Raw genomic sequence first — 19,541 nt, 5'->3', positions numbered from 1 at the left:
GTTCTCTCGTTGAGTCAGTCGCTGAAGTAGTTGAGGAGGTCTTGGCGTGTGAGCACGGCAACGGGCTTGCCGCCGTCCGTCACCAGCAGCGCGCTCGCGGCGGCGAGCGCCGCACGGGCCGCGGAGACCGGCTCGTTCACGCCGATGAGCGGAAGCGGCTCGCCCAGGTGCTTGCCGACCGAGTCGCTCATCTCGGCGTGGCCGCTGAACACCGCATCCACCATCGACCGCTCGTCGAGCGCCCCGGCGACCTCGCCCATCATCACCGGAGGCTCGGCCGTCAGCACGACGAGCTGCGAGACGCCGTAGGTGTTCATGGTCTGGATGGCGTCGCGCACCGTCTCGGTCGGGTGCGTGTGCACCAGGTCGGGCAGGTCGCCGCGCTTCGTCTTGATGATGTCGTGCACCGTGGACTCGTCCGGCACCTCGCTGAAGCCGTAGGACTGCATCCACCGGTCGTTGAAGATCTTCGCCAGGTAGCCGCGGCCGCCGTCGGGGAGGATCACCACGACCACGTCGTCCGGGCCGAGGTCCTGCGCCGTCCGGAGTGCCGCGACGACGGCCATCCCGCTGGAGCCGCCGACGAGGATGCCCTCCTCGCGCGCCAGGCGCCGGGTCATCCGGAACGCCTCGGCGTCGCTCACGGCGATCACCTCGTCGACGACGGAGGGGTCGTAGGCGCCCGGCCAGAAGTCCTCGCCGACACCCTCGACGAGGTACGGGCGGCCGGTGCCGCCGGAGTACACGGAACCCTCGGGGTCGGCGCCGACGATGCGGACCTGTCCCTCGGACACCTCCTTGAGGTACCGCCCCGTACCCGAGATGGTGCCGCCGGTGCCGACGCCGGCGACGAGGTGGGTGATCCGACCGTCGGTGTCGCGCCAGATCTCGGGACCGGTGGTCTCGTAGTGGCTGCGGGGCCCGTTCGGGTTGAAGTACTGGTTGGGCTTGAACGCGCCCGGGATCTCGGCGGCCAGGCGATCCGACACCGAGTAATAGGAGTCGGGATGGTCGGGCGGCACCGACGTCGGCGTCACCACCACCTCCGCTCCGTAGGCGGTGAGGACGTTGATCTTGTCCTCGCCGACCTTGTCGGGGCAGACGAACACGCACTTGTAGCCGCGCTGCTGCGCGACCAGGGCGAGTCCGACGCCGGTGTTGCCGCTCGTCGGTTCCACGATGGTGCCGCCGGGCTTCAGGAGCCCGTCCTTCTCCGCAGCGTCGATGATGCGGGAGGCGATGCGGTCCTTCGACGAACCTCCGGGGTTCAGGTACTCGAGTTTGACGAGCACCGTCGCCGCGATCCCGTCGGTCAGCCTGTTGAGCTTCACGAGCGGGGTGTCGCCGACCAAGTCTGTGATGGTCTGTGCGTACTTCACCCGACCCACCTTAACAGCGGGAGGGCGCCCGGACGAGCCTGTGACGGCCGCCCTAGAATCGGCTCATGCCCGTGTCCGACCTGTCCCCCGTGGCGCAGGACTACCTCAAGATCATCTGGTCGGCGACGGAATGGTCCGACGAGCCGGTCACGGTCAAGCAGCTGTCCGAGCGGATGGGCGTGCGCGCGGCGACCGTCTCCGACGGCATCCGGCGCCTCGGCGAGCAGGGTCTCGTCGCCCACGAGCGGTACGGCGGTGTCGGGCTGACGGAAGCGGGGCGGCGGCACGCGGTCGCGATGGTCCGTCGGCACCGGCTCATCGAGACGTTCCTCGTGGAGGAGCTCGGCTACGGCTGGGACGAGGTGCACGACGAGGCCGAGGTGCTCGAGCACGCCGTCTCGGACGAACTGATCGAGCGCATCGACCGCCGCCTCGGCTTCCCGGCGCGCGACCCGCACGGCGACCCGATCCCGACCGCGGACGGCACGCCCCGCCGCCCGGACGCGGTGCCGCTGCTGACCGCGCCGGCGGACGTGCCGCTCGCGGTCGTCCGCATCTCCGACGCCGACCCGGCCGTCCTCCGCTCCCTCGCCGCCCTCGGCATCGGCCTCGACACCCCGCTCGTCGCGGTGGCGTCCGACCGCCCGCAGCCCGGCGAGGTCACCGTCCGCCTCGGCGACGCCGCCCTCGTCCTCGCCCCGGCCGCCGCCGCCGCTCTCTGGGTCGCGCCGCGTCCCTGACCGCGACTGCGGGCGTCCGTCACGTCTGCGCACGCGCGCACCGCCGCAGACGTGACGCACGACCGCACTCGTGCGCCGGCGGCTAGGGCCGCACGACGGTCAGCACCACCAGCGCCAGGTTCAGCAGCACCACGAGGCCCGCGACCACGCCGCCCAGGATGCGCACCCACACGCGATCGACGGCGTCGCCCATGACGGCCCGTGAGCCGGTCAGGCGGAGCAGCGGGATCATCGCGAACGGGATGCCGAGGCTGAGGAAGACCTGCGACATCACCAGCGCCCAGGTCGGATCGGCGCCGAGGGCGAGGATGATCACGGCCGGCACCAGGGTCACGATCCGCCGGGTGAGCAGGGGGACGCGCAGTGTGAGCAGGCCGCCCATGATCGTCGCGCCTGCATAGCTTCCGACCGAGGCCGAGGCGAGCCCCGACGCGAGCAGCCCGACGGCGAAGACCACGCCGACGACCGGGCCGAGGGTGCTCGAGATCGCGGCGTGCGCGCCCTCGATGGTGTCGGTCCCCGCGACACCGCGCAGTGACGACGCGGCGACCAGCAGCATGGCGATGTTCACGGCGCCGGCGATGACCAGGGCGAGCACCACATCCAGCCGGGTCGCGCGCAGCAGGGTGCGGATGCGTCCCGGGTCCCTCGAGGTGCCGTGACGGTCGCGGGCCAGCGCCGAGTGCAGGTAGATCGCGTGCGGCATGACCGTCGCTCCCAGCATGCTCGCCGCGAGCAGCACCGTGGGCGCGCCGTCGAACCGCGGGACGAGACCCGCCGCCGCCTCCCTCCAGTCGACCGGGCTGACGAACAGCCCCGCCAGGAATCCGACCGCGATGACCGCCAGCAGGCCGACGATCACCGCCTCGAACGGACGCTGGCCCCGGCGCGACTGGACGGCCAGGATGCCGATCGCGACCACGCCGACGACGATGCCGCCGAGGGGCAGCGGCAGCCCGAACAGCAGCTGCAGCGCTATCGCGCCGCCGATCACCTCGGCGATGTCGGTGGCGGCGGCGACGAGCTCGGCCTGCGCCCAGTAGGCGCGACGGCTCACCGTTCCGAGGCGCTCCCCCAGCAGCTCGGGCAGGCTGCGCCCGGTGACGATCCCGAGCTTCGCCGACTGGTACTGCACGAAGACCGCGATCGCGTTGGCCGCCACGAGCACCCACACCAGGAGGTACCCGTACCGGGCGCCGGCCGTCAGGTTCGCGGCGACGTTGCCCGGGTCGACGTAGGCGATGGCCGCGACGAATGCAGGACCCAGCAGGAGGAGGAGCCGCGCGGGCGCGGCACGGGAGGCGCGCTCGGTGACGTCGACGCTCATCCCGCCTCCCGGAGAAGAAAAGTTAGCCCAGTCTAACTCTGCCCCAGTCTACCTCTCGGGGAGGATGACGGCCTAGCCCTCGGCAAGCAGCGTCGTCAGCGACACGATCCGTCCCTCGCGGACCTCGATCACGTCGATGCCGCGGGCGACGGGAGCGCCCTCCGGGCCGAACGTCCAGGCGAGCGCGCCGGACGACGCACCGAGGTAGGCGGGCCCGGCGTCGGCGAAGACGAACGTCTCGGGCGCACCGTCGATCAGCCCGGCCGCTTTCGCTTCGAGCGCGTCCCATCCGGTCACGGTCTCCTCCGGGTCGCTGAACAGCACGTCCTCCGAGAAGACGCGCTCGATCGCCTCCCGGCGGGACCGTGCATCCCGGTTGCCGAAGACATCGAGGAGGTTGGCGGAGAGCAGTTCGGTGATCGTCGGCACGGGCCGTCCTTTCGTCGCGGAGCGTTCGGCGGCACTACTCCTCCAGCAGCGCGCCCTCGGTCTGCTCGCGGTACAGCCGCGAGTACACGCCGCCGAGGTCGAGCAGCTCGCGGTGGGTGCCCTGTTCGACGACCTTGCCGTGGTCGATGACGAAGATCACGTCGGCCGCCACGATGGTCGAGAGTCGGTGCGCGATCGCGATGGTGGTGCGGCCGCTGGATGCGGTGTCCAGCGCCTGCTGCACGACGCGCTCCGAAATGGTGTCCAGCGCGCTCGTCGCCTCGTCGAGGATGAGCACCTCCGGGTCCTTGAGCAGCACCCGCGCGATGGCGATGCGCTGCTTCTCGCCGCCCGACAGCCGGTAGCCGCGCTCCCCCACGACGGTCGCGTAGCCGTCAGGGAACCCCGCGATGGTCTCGTGGATGTTCGCCCGCTTCGCCGCGTCCTCCAGCTCCTGCTGCGTGGCGTCGGGCCGCGCGTAGCGGAGGTTCTCGGCGATGGTGGCGTGGAACAGGTAGGTCTCCTGGCTGACCACGCCGATGTGCGACACCAGCGACTCCTGCTGCAGGTCGCGCACGTCCGTGTCGCCGAAGCGGATGTGGCCGGCCGTCGCGTCGTAGAAGCGCGGGATCAGGTACGAGACGGTCGTCTTGCCGGCGCCGCTCGGGCCGACGAACGCGGCGAACTCGCCCGGCCGGATCGTGAACGAGACGTCGTCGAGGGTGTTGCGCTCGCCGTCGCGCGCATCCGGGTAGCGGAACACGACGTGGTCGAACTCGATGCGGCCCAGGTCGCGGCCCGGGTCCACCGGCACGGCGTCCGGACGGTCCGCGATCGCCGGCCTCAGGTCGAGGTACTCGAAGATGCGGGCGAACAGTGCGCCCGAGGTCTGCAGGTCGAGCGCGACCCGCATCAGCGCGAGCAGCGGGAACAGCAGCCGCGCCTGGACGGTCGTGAACGCGACGATCGTTCCGGCCGAGATGTCCGTCGCACCGCCCGCGATCAGCCACCCGGACACCAGGTACACGATCGCAGGGATGGACGACAGGAAGATGTTCACCATCGCGAAGAACCACTGTCCGCTCATCGCCTGCGAGATCTGCAGCCCGATCTGGTTGCGGTTCTCGTCCGAGTAGCGCTCCACCTCGGCGCCCTGGCGGTTGAAGCTCTTCGAGAGCAGGATGCCCGAGACGCTCAGGGTCTCCTGCGTGATCGCGGTCATGTCCGACAGCGACTCCTGCGTCTTCGTCGCGATGCGGGCCCGCACCTGGCCGACCCGCCGCTGGGCGATCACCAGGATGGGCATCAGCACGACGGCCACGATCGTCAGCTGCCAGTTGAGCAGCAGCATCGCGACCAGCGCCGCGATCACCGTCACCGTGTTGCCCAGGATGCTCGACATGGTGTTGGTCAGGACGCTCGCGACGCCGCCCACGTCGTTCTGCAGCCGCGACTGGATGATGCCCGTCTTCGTGTGCGTGAAGAAGCTGAGCTCCATCGACTGGAGGTGCGAGAACAGCCGCACCCGCAGCGCGCCCATGACCTTGTTGCCGACCGACGAGGTCAGGTACGTCTGCCACACCCCCAGCAGGGCGGAGACGACGAAGACGACGAGCATCAGCACGACGATCTCGACCAGCACGGGGATGTTCGGCTCCCCGCTCTTCGGGAACAGCCCCTGGTCGAACGCGCGCTCGGTCAGCAGCGGGGGATGACCGTCAGCGCGGCTCCGGCCAGCACCAGCACGACGGTGAGGACGATCGCCATCCGGTGCGCCGAGAACAGGTCGACGATCCTCCGGAACAGGTGCGGGATCTTCGGCGCGGTCGCGTTCAGCGCCCGCTGCGCGTCGGCGTCGCCGCCGCCGAGACGGGGGCGGCCGCCCGGTCCTCCGCCTGCCGCCATCCCGCGCATCCCGCTCATGGATTCAGCGTAGCCCTCCGCCGGGGGCAGACCGCTGTGACGGAACCGTGATGCAAGCGCTTGACGTAAACGCTTGCATCACGCGCAATCCTGGCGGTACAGTCACCCCGGGCGCACCCGCGCTCGCACCAAGAGCTCAACGAGGAGTGAAATGAAAGCAGCACGTCTCTCCGTGATCGCCGGTGTGGCCCTGGTGGGTCTCACGCTGGCCGGATGCACCGGTGGCGGCGGATCGGGAAGCGGGGGCGGAGACGCCAACGCGAACACCGACAGCAAGGGCCCGATCACCTACGTGCAGGGCAAGGACAACTCCAACGTCGTCCGCCCGCTGATCGAGAAGTGGAACAAGGCCCACCCGAACGAGAAGGTCACCTTCAAGGAGCAGACCGACCAGGCCGACCAGCAGCACGACGACCTGGTGCAGCACTTCCAGGCGAAGGACGCCAACTACGACGTCGTCGACGTCGACGTGGTGTGGACCGGCGAGTTCGCCGCGAAGGGCTGGCTCCAGCCGCTGACCGGCACGTTCAAGATGGACAACTCGTCGCTGCTCGAGCCGACGGTCAAGTCGGGCACCTACAACGGCACGCAGTACGCGGCGCCGCAGACCTCGGACGGCGGCATCCTGTACTACCGCAAGGACCTGGTCCCCACCCCGCCGAAGACGTGGGATGAGATGCTCAAGGACTGCGACATCGCCAAGGCGAAGGGCATCGGCTGCTACGCCGGCCAGTTCGCGCAGTACGAGGGCCTCACCGTGAACGCGGCCGAGGCGATCAACACCAACGGTGGAACCATCGTCGGCGAGGACGGCAAGAAGGTCACGGTCAACAGCCCCGAGGCCAAGGCCGGACTCACCCGCCTGGTGGACGGCTTCAAGAACGGGCAGATCCCGGCTGAGGCCATCACCTACCAGGAGGAGCAGGGCCGCCAGGCGTTCGAGGCCGGCAAGCTCATGTTCCTGCGCAACTGGCCGTACGTGTACAACCTGGCCAAGACCGACGGATCGTCGACGGTGAAGGACACCTTCGGCATCGCGCCCCTGCCGGGCGTCTCCGCCGACAAGCCGGGCGTCTCCAGCCTGGGCGGTCACAACGCCGCGATCAGCGTGTACTCCAAGCACAAGGCCACCGCGTTCGAGTTCCTGAAGTTCCTGCAGAGCGAGGAGACCCAGAAGTTCTTCGTGACGCAGGGCTCGCTGGCCCCGGTCGTGGCGTCCCTGTACGACGACGCGGCGCTGAACAGCCAGCTGCCGTACCTGTCCACCCTGAAGACGTCGATCGCGAACGCGGTTCCGCGTCCCGTGTCGCCGTTCTACCCGGCCATCACCAAGGCCGTCCAGGACAACGCGTACGCAGCGCTGAAGGGCGACAAGACGGTCGACCAGGCGCTGAAGGACATGGAGTCCGCCATCCAGACCGCCAGCGCCGGCTGATCCCGGCCTGAAACGGTCGCCGGGCGGCGGGAACTCATCCCGCCGCCCGGCCCCATACCCACTTCAGACTCCCCCGGAGGCACACATGTCAACGTCGAACGTCGTCGCCCCCTCGTCCACCCAGACCGGCACCGGCGGCAGAAAGCCCGTCCGCGCCGGCGTCAAGCAGAACCGCCGCCAGCAGAGCCGCTGGGCCCTCTACCTCATCCTGCCCACGATCGTCCTGCTGGCGATCGTCATCGGGTACCCGGTCGTCCAGGCGATCGTCATGTCCTTCCAGAAGGACGCGGGACTCGACCCCGCGACGGGCCTGTTCGTGCAGGGCGGATTCGCCGGCTTCGACAACTACGCCCACTGGCTGTTCCAGCGGTGCGCCGGGCCGAACGGCACCACCATCAGCTGCCCGCCGGGCAACCTGGGCTCCGCCTTCTGGAGCTCGGTCTTCGTCACGTTCTTCTTCACGGTGACCACGGTGGTCCTGGAGACCCTCCTCGGCCTCTGGTTCGCGATCATCATGAACCGCGCCTTCCGCGGACGCGGCTTCGTCCGTGCCGCGATCCTCATCCCGTGGGCCATCCCGACCGCCGTCACCGCGAAGCTGTGGTTCTTCATCTTCTCGGTCGCCGGTGTCGCGAACGCCCTCATCGGGGCGCGCATCCTGTGGACCAGTGACGAGTGGGCGTCCCGCTTCGCGGTCATCATCGCCGACACCTGGAAGACCACGCCGTTCATGGCGCTGCTCATCCTGGCCGGCCTCCAGCTCATCCCGGAGGACGTCTACGAGGCGGCCAAGATGGATGGGGCGAGCACCTGGCAGCGCTTCTGGCGCGTGACCATGCCCCTGCTGAAGCCGGCGCTCATGGTCGCCATCCTGTTCCGCGTGCTGGACGCGCTCCGCATCTACGACCTCCCGCAGATCCTGACGGGCGGCGGCGGCGGAACCGGCCATGCCACCACGACACTCTCCATCCTCGTGGTCGACCAGATCAGGCAAGGCTTCAACAGCGCAGCCGCCCTGTCGACGATCACGTTCATCATCATCTTCCTCGTCGCCTTCATCTTCGTCCGGATACTCGGGACGAACGTCGTCCGAACGCAGGAGGATCAGCAGAAGGGAGCGAAGCGATGACCGCCGTCGCCGGGCCCGCCGCGGCCACCACCGAGGCCGAGAGCCTCCCCCGCACCCGGACGAAGAACCGCACGGGCGTGCGACGTCGCCGCAACCAGAGCGTCCGCACCGGCATCCAGGCGATCGTCGTCGTGCTCTGGTGCCTGCTGCCCTTCTACTGGATGGTCGTCACGTCGTTCCGCGACGTCGGCTACACCTTCGACAACACCCCGTGGTTCACCCACTTCACGTGGGACAACTACGCGACCGCGCTGTCGACGAAGCTCGGCAACAACCTGCCGGGTGCGCTGCTGAACTCGCTGCTCATCGGCATCTGCGTCACGATCATCTCGCTCATCGTCGGCATCTTCGCCTCGTACGCGCTGGCCCGCCTGGACTTCAAGTTCAAGGGCGTCGTGCTCGGCGTGATCCTGGCGGCGTCGATGTTCCCGGGCGTCGCGCTCATCACCCCGCTGTTCCAGCTGTTCACGAACATCGGCTGGATGGGCACGTACCAGGCGCTGATCATCCCGGAGATCTCGTTCGCACTGCCGCTGACGGTGTACACGCTGACGTCGTTCTTCCGCGAGATGCCGTGGGACCTCGAGGAGGCGGCGCGCATCGACGGATGCACCCAGGCGCAGGCGTTCCGCAAGGTGATCCTGCCGCTGGCGGCCCCGGCGGTGTTCACGACCGCGATCCTGGCGTTCATCTCGTCGTGGAACGAGTTCCTGATCTCCAGCCAGCTGTCGAGCGACCGGACCCAGCCCGTCACCGTGGCGATCGCGTCGTTCACCGGAACGCAGCCGCACCAGGAGCCGTACACCGCCGTCATGGCGGCCGGAACCATCGTGGTCGTCCCGCTGATCATCCTGGTGCTGATCTTCCAGCGCCGCATCGTCGCGGGTCTGACGGCCGGCGGCGTGAAGGGCTGATCGATGCGCTGGAGCGACTCCCGTGAAGCGGTCGACGTCGGCCTCGGCTTCGTCGGCTTCTTCGCTCTCGCTTTCCTGGGGATCACCGTCTTCTGCGAGCTGACCGGCGAGCCGGCGCTCGGGTGGGCGCTCACCCTTCTCGTGCTCGTGCTCGTCTTCATCGGCCTCCTGCAGCTGCGCCGTCGCATCATCGCGCGGCGGCAGGGGGCCGAGGAGGACCGGCAGCGCGAGCACCGCGGCGCCTGAACGGAGAACGGGCATGCCAGGGATCGAGGAGGTCGCGCGCGCGACCGGGGTCTCCACGGCCACCGTCTCCCGGGCGCTGCGGGGCCTGCCGAACGTGTCGGACAAGACACGCGCGGCCGTCCGGCGCGCGGCCGACGAGCTCGGCTACGTCGCCTCGTCGAGCGCGTCGGGGCTGGCGAGCGGACGGACCCTCGCGATGGGCGTGGTGGTCCCGTCGGTGAGCCGGTGGTTCTACACCCAGGTGCTGGAGGGGGTGGATGCGGAACTCCGGGCAGCCAGCTACGACATGATCCTGTTCAACCTGGGCGGGCATCGCGGCGACCGGGAGCGGGTGTTCCACCGCAGCATCCTGCGCAAGCGCACCGACGCCCTGCTCGCGCTGTGCCTCGACTTCACCCCCGAGGAGCGCGAGCAGCTGTCGAACCTCGGCCACCCCACGATCGTGGTGGGCGGACCGGTGAAGGGCCTGCGCAGCGTCGGCATCGACGAGACGTCGACCGCCTATACGGCGACCTCGCACCTCATCTCGCTCGGCCACACCGACATCGCCCACCTGGGCGGCGAGGACGAGGAGGGCCTGAACAGCCAGGTGCCGATCGGACGGCTGCACGGGTTCCGGGATGCGATGCGCGACGCCGGCCTGCCGGTGCGTCCCGAGTGGGTCATCCCCGGCGGGTTCTCGCTGCCGGAGAGCCGCGCGGCGATGAACCGGCTGCTCGACCGGCCGGGGCCCCGGCCCACGGCGGTGTTCGCCGGCTCCGACGAGATGGCGTTCGGCGCCATCCTCGCCGCCGGGGATCACGGACTCCGGGTGCCCGAGGACCTCTCCGTCATCGGCATCGACGACCACGACTACGCGGCCGGCTTCGGGCTGACCACCATGGCGCAGGACCCGTTCGAGCAGGGGGCGACCGCCGCTCGGATCCTGCTCGACGAGCTCGCCGGTGCCGAGCCGAAGGCGACGTCGGTGCGCTCCCCCGTGAGCCTGGTCGTCCGGTCGTCGACCGCCCCGCCCCGCTGACCGACACCGGTTCGGCTCCTGTGCGGGAACGCTCCCACAGTCTGAGAGAATGGGAGCGCGATCATCCGGTTGCGCGCGCCTTTCGGGTAGGCACGGGCAACTGATGGGGTCGCCCGTCGGGCTTTCGGGGCCCATACGACGGGAAGAGCCGCTCTGCCTCGTGCAGAGCGGCTCTTCGAATCCCGGGGTTCCCCCGGGATCAGTCGGCGTCGGCCAGGGCCAGCACCTCGGCCTCCTGCTGAGGCGTCTCGTGTGCGGCATCCACGCGCTTCAGGTGCTTGTGGCCGATCACGATCAGCGCCGCGGCGACCAGGACCGAGACGCAGGCCGCGTAGAACGGCATGGCCGGGCTCACCGTGTCCGCGAGCAGGGTCGCCGCGGGAGGGGCGATCGCGCCGCCGAGGAAGCGGACACCGGAGTAGGCGCTCGAGGCGACGGAGCGCGGCAGGTCGGTGGCCTCCATCACGCACTCGGTGAGCACGGTGTTCAGGATGCCGAGGAGCAGTCCGCCGACCACGACGCAGACGATGAGCGCGACGAGGGACGCGACGAACAGTCCGGCGGCGAGCAGGTCGAGGGCGAGCAGCGGCATCACGAGCCACAGCACCCGGGTGCGCGGCATCCGGGAGGTGAGCAGCGGCGCGACCCAGACGGACGTGATGGCGAGGGCCACACCCCAGCCGAAGAAGATGAGGCCGAGGCTGATCGCATCCGAGACACCGAGGGGCACTAGCGCGAACGGCGTGTAGGCCAGCAGCACGAAGAAGCCGATGTTGTAGAACAGGGCGGCGGCCGCCAGGAAGCCGAGGGCCGGGCGGCCGAGCGCGCGGAACGGCGCCGAGAGCCGGGTGGGCTGCGGCTTCTCGGGGTTCTTCTTCAGCAGCGAGACGATGGCGATGAAGCCGATCGCCATGAGCGTCGCGGTGCCGAAGAACGGCCCGCGCCAGCTCCAGCTGCCGAGGAGCCCGCCGAGCAGCGGGCCGATCGCGATGCCCAGGCCCAGCGCGGCCTCGTAGAGGATGATCGCGGACGACGTGCCGCCCGACGCCGCTCCGACGATGGTCGCCAGCGCGGTCGAGATGAAGAGCGCGTTGCCCAGCCCCCAGCCGGCGCGGAAGCCGATGATCGACTCCACGTTCTGCGAGAGACCGGCTGCCAGGGCGAAGACGACGATCAGCGCGAGCCCGATCAGCAGGGTCTTCTTGGCGCCGATCCGGCTCGAGATCCAGCTGCTGAAGAACATCGCGATGCCGGTGATCAGCAGGTAGCTCGTGAAGAGCATCTCGGTCTGGGTCGGTGTGGCCTGCAGGCTCTTCGCGATCGCCGGGAGGATCGGGTCGACCAGACCGATGCCCATGAAGGCGATGACGGAGGCGAAGGCGACGGCCCAGACGGCGGTCGGCTGTTTCAGGATGCTGGTGGGGCGTTCATGCGACATGAAGGGGTGACGGCTCCTCGAGTGACGGTGGTGCGGTGACGTGGATGGGTGCGGCGGCGCGACCGCGAGCGCGGGTCAGCGGCTGCCGGCGAGCGCAGCGGAGGTCGCGTTGGAGAGTTCGACGCGCGACCCGATGATCTCGACGGTCGACCGCATCGCGGCCAGTTCGTCGTCGCCGAGGTCGGCGAACAGCGGAACCAGCGCGGCGGAGAGCTCGTCGCGCCAGGCCTGGAAGGCAGCGGCGCCCTTGTCGGTGACGGCGATCTGCCAGGCGCGGGCGTCGGCGGTGTCGGCGATGCGCTTGACCCACTCGGCCTCGACCAGGTTGCGCACGATCTTGGTCATCGTGGGCTGCGAGACCCGGCTCTGGCTGGCGAGCTCGCCGAGTCGCATGGGGCCCATGGTCTGCAGAACGCTGATGGTGCGCCAAGTGGCCGGCGACTCGGTGCTGCCCGTCACACGCGCGGCGAGGCGGGTGAGGCGGTGGGCGGCGACCACGAGGTCGCCGAGGATCTGGTGCAGTTCGGGAGTCTCGGGCATGACTCCATTATAGATAGCCAAACTATATTTATCAACTGCGGCGGGCGAGCAGGTAGCCCTGCGGCGACTTCTGAGGTGGCACCGGCTGGGTGACGAGCTCGGCCGTCAGGGCGAAGCCCGCACCCGCGAGTCGCGCTCTCACCGCGTCGAGATTCTGCCGGCGGGTGTGCAGGTCGATGTCGTGGCCGTAGGCGTGGGTCAGATGCACGACGTCGTCGCCGACCTGGAACGCCAGCAGCAGCCGGCCGCCCGGCCGGACGACGCGCGCGAACTCGGCGAAGAGCGCACCCTGACGCTCCTCCGGCGTGTGGATGATCGAGTACCAGGCGAGCGCCCCCGCCAGCTCGCCCTCGCCGAATGGCAGGGCGGCCATCGACCCGACCTCGAACCGCACAGCGGGATGGTCGCGCCGAGCGACCTCCACCATCCGCGGCGACAGGTCGATGCCGACCACGTCCATCCCGCGCCCCGCCAGGTACCCCGCGATGCGTCCAGGACCGCATCCCAGATCGCCGACGGCGCCCCCGCCATCCCGCAGCACCTGCTCGGCGAAGACGTCGAGCATCGCCCGCTCGTACGTGCTCTGCGCCAAGTCGTCCCGCAGCAGCTCGGCATAGTCCTCGGCCACCGTGTCGTAGGCGAGCCGGGTGGCGGTCACGTCGTCGGGCTCGTTCGTCACGCCGCGAGTCTACGGGCGCGCCATTCGTCACGAATGGTCGGTATCCGCCACGAATAGCGTGCATTCGTCACGAATGTCCGCGGCTGAATGACGAAGCGCCCCCGGCCGGTGGGCCGGGAGCGCTTCGTGGGGGTGTTACCGCAGGTACCTGTCGTAGAGCAGGGTCCTGCGGCACAGATCCGGCGGGTGGCAGCCGCTGTCGCGGTCGTCCCCGTGGAGCAGGGCGTGACCGAAGTCGCGCAGGTGGGCGGCGTGGGTACGCCAAGAGCTGGTACTCATCGTGGGTTCTTCTCCCGGTTGTGCGTCCTTGCACACCGATGCACGCGGGCAGGCGCGATCGGACGCGATGGATGGATGAGCATCCGCGTCCGCACGTCGCTTAACGCACGGAGGGCGTCGCCCCGTTGCCGGGGGCGACGCCCTCCACAACGCGGACACTCTCTAGCGAGGAGTCCGCGTCGCGTGTGACGAGCCTGTCAGCCTGTCAGTAAGAAGAGCCCCGAGGGGCGCGAATTACTTGAGGGTGACGGTGGCGCCAGCCTCTTCGAGCTGAGCCTTCGCCTTGTCAGCGGTCTCCTTGTTGGCGCCCTCGAGCACGGTGCTCGGTGCGCCGTCAACGAGGGCCTTCGCCTCACCGAGGCCGAGGCTGGTGAGGGCGCGCACCTCCTTGATGACCTGGATCTTCTTGTCACCGGCGGCCTCGAGGACGACGTCGAAGGAGTCCTTCTCCTCGACCTCTTCGGCAGCGGCGCCCGCACCACCGGCGGCCGGGGCGGCCACGGCGACGGGGGCGGCGGCGGTGACCTCGAAGGTCTCCTCGAACGCCTTGACGAACGCGCTGAGCTCGATCAGGGTGAGCTCCTTGAACGCGTCGAGCAGCTCCTCAGTCGACAGCTTTGCCATTGTTCTCTCCTTTAGTTTCTGTGGTTACTCACCGCTTGCAGGATCCGGGACGGATCAGGCAGCGGACTCCTGCTTCTCACGCAGCGCGTCGACCGTGCGAACGGCCTTCGACAGCGGTGCGTTGAACAGATATGCGGCTCCGAACAGCGAGGCCTTGAAGGCGCCGGCCAGCTTGGCCAGCAGAACCTCACGGGACTCGAGGTCGGCGAGCTTGCCTACCTCTTCTGCGGTCAGCGGGTTACCGTCGAAGTAACCGCCCTTGACCACCAGCAGAGGGTTTGCCTTGGCGAAGTCACGCAGCGACTTCGCGACGGCGACCGGGTCACCGTGCACGAAGGCGATCGCGGACGGACCAGCGAGCTCCTCGTCGAACGACGAGATGCCCTTGTTGTTGGCCGCGATCTTGGTCAGCGTGTTCTTCACCACGGCGTACGTCGCGTGCTCACTGATGGACTTGCGCAGCGTCTTGAGCTGAGCAACAGTGAGACCGCGGTACTCGGTCAGCAGAACGGCGGTCGAGCTCTCGAACAGTCCCTCGAGCTCGGCAACCGTGGCTTCCTTGTTCGCCATGGCCTACTCCTCAATCATCTTCGTCGCGCACCGCGGGAGCGGCGCGCCGCCAAGACCTCCGGGCAAAGAAAAAGCTCCGGCGCAGGGCACGGAGCTGGCGACGCAATGAGATTGCGGAACTTGCTTCACACACCTGCGCGGGCGCCCACCTGAGTGGATCTTCTCTTCGTGCATGCACGACGACCAGCGGTCTTTGGCTCCGACAAGGTTACGGGATGGGCGCCGCTTCACGCAACTCGGCGGGCGCGAGCGGCAGGGTGACGGTGAAGACGGTGCTCCCGGGCTCGCTCACGACGGTGACCTCTCCCCCGTGCGCCTGCACGACGGCCTGCACGATGGCGAGCCCGAGACCGGTGGATCCGGTAGCGCGGTTGCGGGAGCTGTCGCCCCGGGCGAACCGCTCGAACAGGGTGGACTGCAACTCCTCGGGGATGCCCGGGCCGTCGTCGGCCACCGTGATCACCGCTCGTCCGGTGGCCGGGTCCGCCCGTAGTCCGGCGGTCACCTTCGTGCCCTCGGGCGTGTGGACGCGCGCATTGGCGAGCAGGTTCATCAGCACCTGATGGAGGCGCGGCGCGTCACCGATCACCTCGACGGGCTCCTCGGGCAGGTCGAGCACCCACTCGTGGTCGGGGCCGGCCGCGTGCGCGTCGCTGAGCGCATCCACCAGCAGGAGGGTCACATCCACCGGGTCCCGGTCGAGCTCGCGACCTTCGTCGAGGCGGGCGAGCAGCAGCAGGTCCTCGACGAGGGACGTCATGCGGGTCGCCTCGGACTCGATCCGCCCGAGCGAGCGCGTGACGTCCGGCGGGAGTTCGTGCGGCGCCCGGCGCGTGAGCTCGGCGTAGCCGCGGATGGACGCGAGCGGCGTACGCAGCTCGTGGCTGGCGTCGGCGACGAACCGCCGCACCTTCTGCTCGCTCGCCTGGCGCGCCGTCAGCGCGGAGGCTACGTGGCCCAGCATGCGGTTGAGCGCCGAGCCGACCTTGCCGACCTCGGTGTGCTCGTCGGTGTCGGCCTCGGGAACGCGCACGGAGAGCGCGACGTCGCCGTGGTCGAGCGGCAGTTTCGAGACCTGCTCGGCCGTTCCCGCGACGCGCTCCAGCGGCCGCATGGCGAGGCGGACGACGACGCTGGCCAGGAGGAACGCGAAGATCAGGCCGGCGAGGGTCACCAGCACGATGACGAGGGTGAGGCGGGCGACCGTCGCGTTCACGTCGCTGAGCGGGAGGCCGATGATGACGCTGTCGCCGTTGGTCAGTTCGACCGCAGCCACGCGGTAGTCGCCGAGCGAGGGCCCGAGGTTGATCGTGCGCGGGTGACCGTCCGACGGCAAGCTGATCAGCGCGGTCGTGGCGATCGGTACCCGTTGCGGGGCGACGGGCTGGTCCGGCGAGCTGTTCTTGGGCCGCTCGGAGAGGATCACCGGGTACAGCAGCATGTCACCGCTGCGAATGACGCCGAAGGTCCCGGTCTGCTGTCCCGGCGTCTGAACGATGCCGATCACGTCCGGCCCGGTCGGCTGGTCACCGTAGATCCGGTCCGCCGCGTGCTGCCCGCGCTCCAGCGCCGACGTGAGCTGCCCATCCAACCGCTGCATCAGGTAGTTCTGCAGCGCGAAGACGCTGATCGTCCCGATGACCGCGCCGAGGACGGCGAGCATCGCGACGACGACGAGGACGACGCGGCTGCGCAGCGTCCAGGAGCGGAACGGCCGGATGCGCGGGATGTTGCCGCGCTCGCCACCGTCCGGCGGAGCGCCCGCGACGCGGGCTGAGGTCACTGCGCGGCCTTCACCATGTATCCGGCGCCGCGCACCGTGTGGATCATGGGCGCGCGGCCGGCGTCGATCTTCTTGCGCAGGTACGAGATGTACAGCTCGACCACGCTGGAGGAGCCGCCGAAGTCGTAGCTCCACACCCGGTCGAGGATCTGCGCCTTGCTGAGCACGCGGCGCGGGTTGCGCATGAGGAAGCGCAGCAGTTCGAACTCGGTGGCGGTGAGCTGGATGAGCTCGCCGTCGCGGTGCACCTCGTAGCTGTCCTCGTCGAGGACCAGGTCGCCGACGATGAGCACCGGGTCGTCCTGGTCGGCGACGGCCGCGCGCGAGCGGCGCAGCAGCCCGCGCAGCCGGGCGACCAGCTCCTCCAGGCTGAACGGCTTCGTGACGTAGTCGTCGCCGCCGGCGGTGAGGCCGGCGATGCGGTCGTCGAGGGAGTCCTTCGCGGTGAGGAACAGCACGGGCGCCTCGTTGCCGTCGGCGCGCATCCGGGACAGCACCTGGAGCCCGTCGATGTCGGGAAGCATGATGTCGAGCACGACGACGTCGGGCTTGAACTCACGCGAGAGCTGAAGCGCCTGCTGACCGGTCGAGGCGGTCTTCACCTCCCAGTCCTCGTAGTGCAGTGCCATCGCGAGGAGGTCCGTCAGGGTCGCCTCGTCGTCGACGACGAGCACCCGGATGGCGCTGCCGTCCGCGCGGCGCAGGAGGTTTCGGGGCTGGCTGGAGGAGCCGGTGGCGGCGCGAGTGTTGATGGTCACCTTTCTCATTATGAGGAGCCGAATGGGTGCGGTCTTTGCGCAACCTATGAACTCTCTGAGCGCCTGGGCTCAGGTCAGCGAGAGCGTCGTTTCCTCGGTGATCCGGGTCAGCTTCTCGGGGTTGCGGACGATGTAGATGCCGGTGATCCGGCCGCCCTCGACGTGTGCGGCGAGCACTCCGTCCAGCTCCCCGTCGACGTAGAGCGCGAGCGCCGGGTTGCCGTTGACCACGGTCGGCTCGGCCGACACCGCGGCCTGCGCCTTGCCAACGGCGCCTGTGACGAAGCGAGTCACCTTGTCGGCGCCCAGGATGGGCCGCAGCGCGGCCTGCTTGAACCCGCCGCCGTCGCTCAGCAGCACCACATCCGGCGCGAGCACGTCGAGCATCGCCTTCGGGTCACCCGTGAGGACCGCCACGCGGAACGTCTCCAGGGCAGCACGCGCCTCCGCCGCGGAGACCGCCACCCGGGGCCGCCGCGCCTCGACGTGCTCGCGGGCGCGGTGGGCGATCTGTCGCACGGCGGCCGGGGTCTTGTCCACCGCCTCCGCGATCTCGGCGAACTCGAACCCGAAGATCTCGCGCAGCACGAAGACGGCGCGCTCCGTCGGGCTCAGCGTCTCGAGCACGACCATGAGCGCCATCGACACGCTCTCGGCCAACTCCGCATCCTCGGCGACATCGGGCGAGGTGAGCAGCGGCTCCGGCAGCCAGGGGCCGACATACGTCTCGCGGCGGCGCTGCGCGCTGCGGAGGCGGTTGAGCGCGAGGCGGGTCGCGATCCGCACCAGGTACGCGCGCGGCTCGCGGATCCCGTCGTGATCCACCCCGGCCCAGCGCAGCCAGGTCTCCTGCAGCACGTCCTCCGCGTCGGCGGCCGAGCCGAGCAGCTCGTAGGCCACGGTGAACAGCAGGTTGCGGTTGGCGACGAAGGTCTCCGTCGCCGGGTCCGGTACGCGCGCGGTCATCCTCGTCCCTCGTTCACGGACGTCTGCAGGACGCCCGTTGCGAGACTACGGCGGCGCGCGCGATCGCCGAAGGCGGCGGGCAGGCGCGTCGCGCCCGGGTGACGCGCCTCGATGGCGAGCTGCTGCACGGTGCTCCGGCAGACGAGTTCCTTCACGACCGCTCCGGCGCGTCCGTCGATGCGCACCGCCGTCGCGGTGTCGTCCCTGTGCTCGAACTGGAACACGCCGTGACGCCGGCCGAGGCTCAGGCACAGGCCCACGAATCCCATCACGAACGGCTCGGGTTCTCGGCCCTCGACGCGGCGCAGCACCGTGTCCGCCGCGTGACCGCCGAGCGGGCCGGCCGCCTGGCAGCTCATCCGCAGCGGGGCCCCGGACGGGGACGCCGAGTCCCCCGCCGCGACGATGCGCTCGTCGTCGACGCTGGTCAGCGTCTCGTCCGTGAGGAGGCGGCCCTCCGGGTCGGTGCTCAGGCCGCTGCGGCGCGCGAGGTCGGGAACGGAGAACCCGGTGGTCCAGATCGTGACGGCGCTCGTCAGCGTCCGGGCGTCCGCGAGCCCGACCGCATCCTGAGCCACCGTCACCACCCGCGAGCCCGGGCCGTCGTAGAGGGCGACACCGAGCGCGGCCAGCCGGCGCGCGACCGACCGGCGAGCACGGGGATGGAGGGACGGGCCCAGCTGGCCGCCGGAGAGGAGGGCGACGGTGCGACCCTGCTCGGCGAGTTCCGCCGCGACCTCGATGCCGGCCGGTCCCGCGCCCACCACGGTGATCGGCGCGTCCCCGGCGACCGCGGCGAGCGCCGTGCGCAGCCGTTCGGCGTCGGCCAGGCCGGCGATCGCCAGCGCATGCTCGCGGGCGCCGGGAACGTCGGCGACCGCGCCGCCGCTCCCTGCCGCGTACACGAGGTAGTCGTACTCGGCTGCTCCCCCGCCGGCGAGTTCCACCCGTCGCCGTGCCGTGTCGATGCGCTCCACCGCGTCCACCACCAGGTGCACCGACGGCGCCAGCACCTCGCCGAAGTCGACCACGGCGTCGTCGGAGCCGGTGACCAGCTGGTGCAGCCGGATCCGCTCCACGAACACGGGGCGCGGGTTGATCAGGGTGACGTCCACCCGGCGGTTCGCGGTGAGCCGGTTGGCTGCGGCGACGCCGGCGTACCCGCCGCCGATCACGATCACGTCGATCCGGTCCTGCATGAGAGAACTCCTTCCATTCGGGGCTTCGAACATGCAGACACCGCAGGGCCAGGATGTGTGACACCCGCGCACGGCTGACCCATAGCTCCGCCATAGCGCTCCGAAAACGGCGCTCCCTAGCCTCCGGCGAGAACCCCATCCGACAGCACAGTTTGGAAGCCC

General features: G+C 69.8%; 19 protein-coding genes and 1 pseudogene. 6 read left to right on the top strand and 14 right to left on the bottom strand.

What is annotated here, in order from left to right; translation table 11 throughout:
- Positions 1 to 14: 14 nt before the first annotated feature.
- Positions 15 to 1,379 carry a cystathionine beta-synthase gene (locus ACQ86M_RS00765; protein ID WP_431246701.1) on the bottom strand — a complete coding sequence of 455 codons (1,365 nt, stop codon included), beginning with the start codon at positions 1,377 to 1,379 and terminating at the stop codon, positions 15 to 17.
- 65 nt (positions 1,380 to 1,444) lie between these two features.
- Here ACQ86M_RS00765 and ACQ86M_RS00760 point away from each other — a divergent pair, with 65 nt between their 5' ends.
- Positions 1,445 to 2,119 (top strand): metal-dependent transcriptional regulator, encoded by a 675-nt coding sequence (locus ACQ86M_RS00760; RefSeq protein WP_431220243.1) that lies wholly within the window; start codon positions 1,445 to 1,447, stop codon positions 2,117 to 2,119.
- Positions 2,120 to 2,201: 82 nt separating this feature from the next.
- On the opposite strand, the gene ACQ86M_RS00755 is transcribed toward ACQ86M_RS00760, so the two are convergent.
- The 3 genes and pseudogenes from ACQ86M_RS00755 to ACQ86M_RS00745 form a co-directional block, all read right to left on the bottom strand.
- Positions 2,202 to 3,446: an Nramp family divalent metal transporter gene (locus ACQ86M_RS00755; protein WP_431246700.1), complete on the bottom strand. Its 1,245-nt coding sequence runs from the start codon at positions 3,444 to 3,446 to the stop codon at positions 2,202 to 2,204.
- A 72-nt stretch (positions 3,447 to 3,518) separates the two neighbouring features.
- Positions 3,519 to 3,875, bottom strand: coding sequence for a nuclear transport factor 2 family protein (locus ACQ86M_RS00750; RefSeq protein ID WP_431246699.1), 357 nt, complete (start codon positions 3,873 to 3,875; stop codon positions 3,519 to 3,521).
- Positions 3,876 to 3,909: 34 nt separating this feature from the next.
- A pseudogene (locus ACQ86M_RS00745) lies at positions 3,910 to 5,789 on the bottom strand (ABC transporter ATP-binding protein).
- 160 nt (positions 5,790 to 5,949) lie between these two features.
- Here ACQ86M_RS00745 and ACQ86M_RS00740 point away from each other — a divergent pair.
- The 5 genes from ACQ86M_RS00740 (at position 5,950) to ACQ86M_RS00720 (ending at position 10,543) form a co-directional block, all read left to right on the top strand.
- Positions 5,950 to 7,233, top strand: coding sequence for an ABC transporter substrate-binding protein (locus ACQ86M_RS00740; protein WP_431220240.1), 1,284 nt, complete (start codon positions 5,950 to 5,952; stop codon positions 7,231 to 7,233).
- A gap of 85 nt (positions 7,234 to 7,318) precedes the next feature.
- The gene (locus tag ACQ86M_RS00735; RefSeq protein ID WP_431246698.1) at positions 7,319 to 8,362 is read left to right on the top strand and encodes a carbohydrate ABC transporter permease; all 1,044 of its coding nucleotides are present in this window, start codon (positions 7,319 to 7,321) and stop codon (positions 8,360 to 8,362) included.
- Positions 8,359 to 9,276 carry a carbohydrate ABC transporter permease gene (locus ACQ86M_RS00730; protein WP_431246697.1) on the top strand — a complete coding sequence of 306 codons (918 nt, stop codon included), beginning with the start codon at positions 8,359 to 8,361 and terminating at the stop codon, positions 9,274 to 9,276. Before ACQ86M_RS00735 ends, ACQ86M_RS00730 begins: the two co-directional genes overlap by 4 nt.
- 3 nt (positions 9,277 to 9,279) lie before the next feature.
- A complete protein-coding gene (locus ACQ86M_RS00725) occupies positions 9,280 to 9,522 on the top strand; it encodes a hypothetical protein (protein ID WP_431220237.1) in 243 nt (80 codons plus the stop codon).
- Between the two features lie 13 nt (positions 9,523 to 9,535).
- Positions 9,536 to 10,543, top strand: coding sequence for a LacI family DNA-binding transcriptional regulator (locus tag ACQ86M_RS00720; RefSeq protein ID WP_431220236.1), 1,008 nt, complete (start codon positions 9,536 to 9,538; stop codon positions 10,541 to 10,543).
- Positions 10,544 to 10,742: 199 nt separating this feature from the next.
- On the opposite strand, the gene ACQ86M_RS00715 is transcribed toward ACQ86M_RS00720, so the two are convergent.
- From ACQ86M_RS00715 to ACQ86M_RS00670, 10 genes are all read right to left on the bottom strand, one after another.
- Positions 10,743 to 11,981, bottom strand: coding sequence for an MFS transporter (locus ACQ86M_RS00715; protein WP_431246696.1), 1,239 nt, complete (start codon positions 11,979 to 11,981; stop codon positions 10,743 to 10,745).
- Between the two features lie 75 nt (positions 11,982 to 12,056).
- Positions 12,057 to 12,521: a MarR family winged helix-turn-helix transcriptional regulator gene (locus ACQ86M_RS00710; RefSeq protein ID WP_431246695.1), complete on the bottom strand. Its 465-nt coding sequence runs from the start codon at positions 12,519 to 12,521 to the stop codon at positions 12,057 to 12,059.
- Between the two features lie 31 nt (positions 12,522 to 12,552).
- Positions 12,553 to 13,200, bottom strand: coding sequence for a class I SAM-dependent DNA methyltransferase (locus tag ACQ86M_RS00705; protein ID WP_431246694.1), 648 nt, complete (start codon positions 13,198 to 13,200; stop codon positions 12,553 to 12,555).
- 135 nt (positions 13,201 to 13,335) lie between these two features.
- Positions 13,336 to 13,479, bottom strand: a complete 144-nt coding sequence (locus ACQ86M_RS00700) for a hypothetical protein (RefSeq protein ID WP_431246693.1) — start codon at positions 13,477 to 13,479, stop codon at positions 13,336 to 13,338.
- Positions 13,480 to 13,713: 234 nt separating this feature from the next.
- On the bottom strand, positions 13,714 to 14,103 hold the full coding sequence (gene rplL, locus ACQ86M_RS00695) for a 50S ribosomal protein L7/L12 (RefSeq protein ID WP_431246692.1): 390 nt from the start codon (positions 14,101 to 14,103) through the stop codon (positions 13,714 to 13,716).
- A 54-nt stretch (positions 14,104 to 14,157) separates the two neighbouring features.
- Positions 14,158 to 14,673: a 50S ribosomal protein L10 gene (rplJ, locus tag ACQ86M_RS00690; protein ID WP_064110996.1), complete on the bottom strand. Its 516-nt coding sequence runs from the start codon at positions 14,671 to 14,673 to the stop codon at positions 14,158 to 14,160.
- Positions 14,674 to 14,881: 208 nt separating this feature from the next.
- Positions 14,882 to 16,456: a sensor histidine kinase gene (locus tag ACQ86M_RS00685; RefSeq protein ID WP_431246691.1), complete on the bottom strand. Its 1,575-nt coding sequence runs from the start codon at positions 16,454 to 16,456 to the stop codon at positions 14,882 to 14,884.
- Positions 16,453 to 17,223: a response regulator transcription factor gene (locus ACQ86M_RS00680; RefSeq protein WP_431246690.1), complete on the bottom strand. Its 771-nt coding sequence runs from the start codon at positions 17,221 to 17,223 to the stop codon at positions 16,453 to 16,455. Before ACQ86M_RS00680 ends, ACQ86M_RS00685 begins: the two co-directional genes overlap by 4 nt.
- Positions 17,224 to 17,283: 60 nt before the next feature.
- Positions 17,284 to 18,180, bottom strand: a complete 897-nt coding sequence (locus ACQ86M_RS00675) for an RNA polymerase sigma-70 factor (protein ID WP_431246689.1) — start codon at positions 18,178 to 18,180, stop codon at positions 17,284 to 17,286.
- Positions 18,177 to 19,379 (bottom strand): NAD(P)/FAD-dependent oxidoreductase, encoded by a 1,203-nt coding sequence (locus ACQ86M_RS00670; RefSeq protein WP_431246688.1) that lies wholly within the window; start codon positions 19,377 to 19,379, stop codon positions 18,177 to 18,179. Before ACQ86M_RS00670 ends, ACQ86M_RS00675 begins: the two co-directional genes overlap by 4 nt.
- Positions 19,380 to 19,541 lie beyond the last annotated feature (162 nt).

Origin of the sequence: Leifsonia xyli subsp. cynodontis (genome assembly GCF_050632205.1) — a bacterium.
GTDB classification, from domain to species: domain Bacteria; phylum Actinomycetota; class Actinomycetes; order Actinomycetales; family Microbacteriaceae; genus Leifsonia; species Leifsonia xyli_D.
This window is presented reverse-complemented; position numbering and strand designations above follow the sequence as displayed.

Excerpts from the sequence above, each read along its gene's own strand:
- ACQ86M_RS00760 (WP_431220243.1), top strand. The coding sequence starts at position 1,445 with ATGCCCGTGTCCGACCTGTCCCCCGTGGCGCAGGACTACCTCAAGATC.
- ACQ86M_RS00755 (WP_431246700.1), bottom strand. The coding sequence starts at position 3,446 with ATGAGCGTCGACGTCACCGAGCGCGCCTCCCGTGCCGCGCCCGCGCGG.
- ACQ86M_RS00740 (WP_431220240.1), top strand. The coding sequence starts at position 5,950 with ATGAAAGCAGCACGTCTCTCCGTGATCGCCGGTGTGGCCCTGGTGGGT.
- ACQ86M_RS00735 (WP_431246698.1), top strand. The coding sequence starts at position 7,319 with ATGTCAACGTCGAACGTCGTCGCCCCCTCGTCCACCCAGACCGGCACC.
- ACQ86M_RS00730 (WP_431246697.1), top strand. The coding sequence starts at position 8,359 with ATGACCGCCGTCGCCGGGCCCGCCGCGGCCACCACCGAGGCCGAGAGC.
- ACQ86M_RS00725 (WP_431220237.1), top strand. The coding sequence starts at position 9,280 with ATGCGCTGGAGCGACTCCCGTGAAGCGGTCGACGTCGGCCTCGGCTTC.
- ACQ86M_RS00720 (WP_431220236.1), top strand. The coding sequence starts at position 9,536 with ATGCCAGGGATCGAGGAGGTCGCGCGCGCGACCGGGGTCTCCACGGCC.
- ACQ86M_RS00715 (WP_431246696.1), bottom strand. The coding sequence starts at position 11,981 with ATGTCGCATGAACGCCCCACCAGCATCCTGAAACAGCCGACCGCCGTC.
- ACQ86M_RS00710 (WP_431246695.1), bottom strand. The coding sequence starts at position 12,521 with ATGCCCGAGACTCCCGAACTGCACCAGATCCTCGGCGACCTCGTGGTC.
- ACQ86M_RS00700 (WP_431246693.1), bottom strand. The coding sequence starts at position 13,479 with ATGAGTACCAGCTCTTGGCGTACCCACGCCGCCCACCTGCGCGACTTC.
- rplL (WP_431246692.1), bottom strand. The coding sequence starts at position 14,103 with ATGGCAAAGCTGTCGACTGAGGAGCTGCTCGACGCGTTCAAGGAGCTC.
- rplJ (WP_064110996.1), bottom strand. The coding sequence starts at position 14,673 with ATGGCGAACAAGGAAGCCACGGTTGCCGAGCTCGAGGGACTGTTCGAG.
- ACQ86M_RS00680 (WP_431246690.1), bottom strand. The coding sequence starts at position 17,223 with ATGAGAAAGGTGACCATCAACACTCGCGCCGCCACCGGCTCCTCCAGC.
- ACQ86M_RS00675 (WP_431246689.1), bottom strand. The coding sequence starts at position 18,180 with ATGACCGCGCGCGTACCGGACCCGGCGACGGAGACCTTCGTCGCCAAC.
- ACQ86M_RS00670 (WP_431246688.1), bottom strand. The coding sequence starts at position 19,379 with ATGCAGGACCGGATCGACGTGATCGTGATCGGCGGCGGGTACGCCGGC.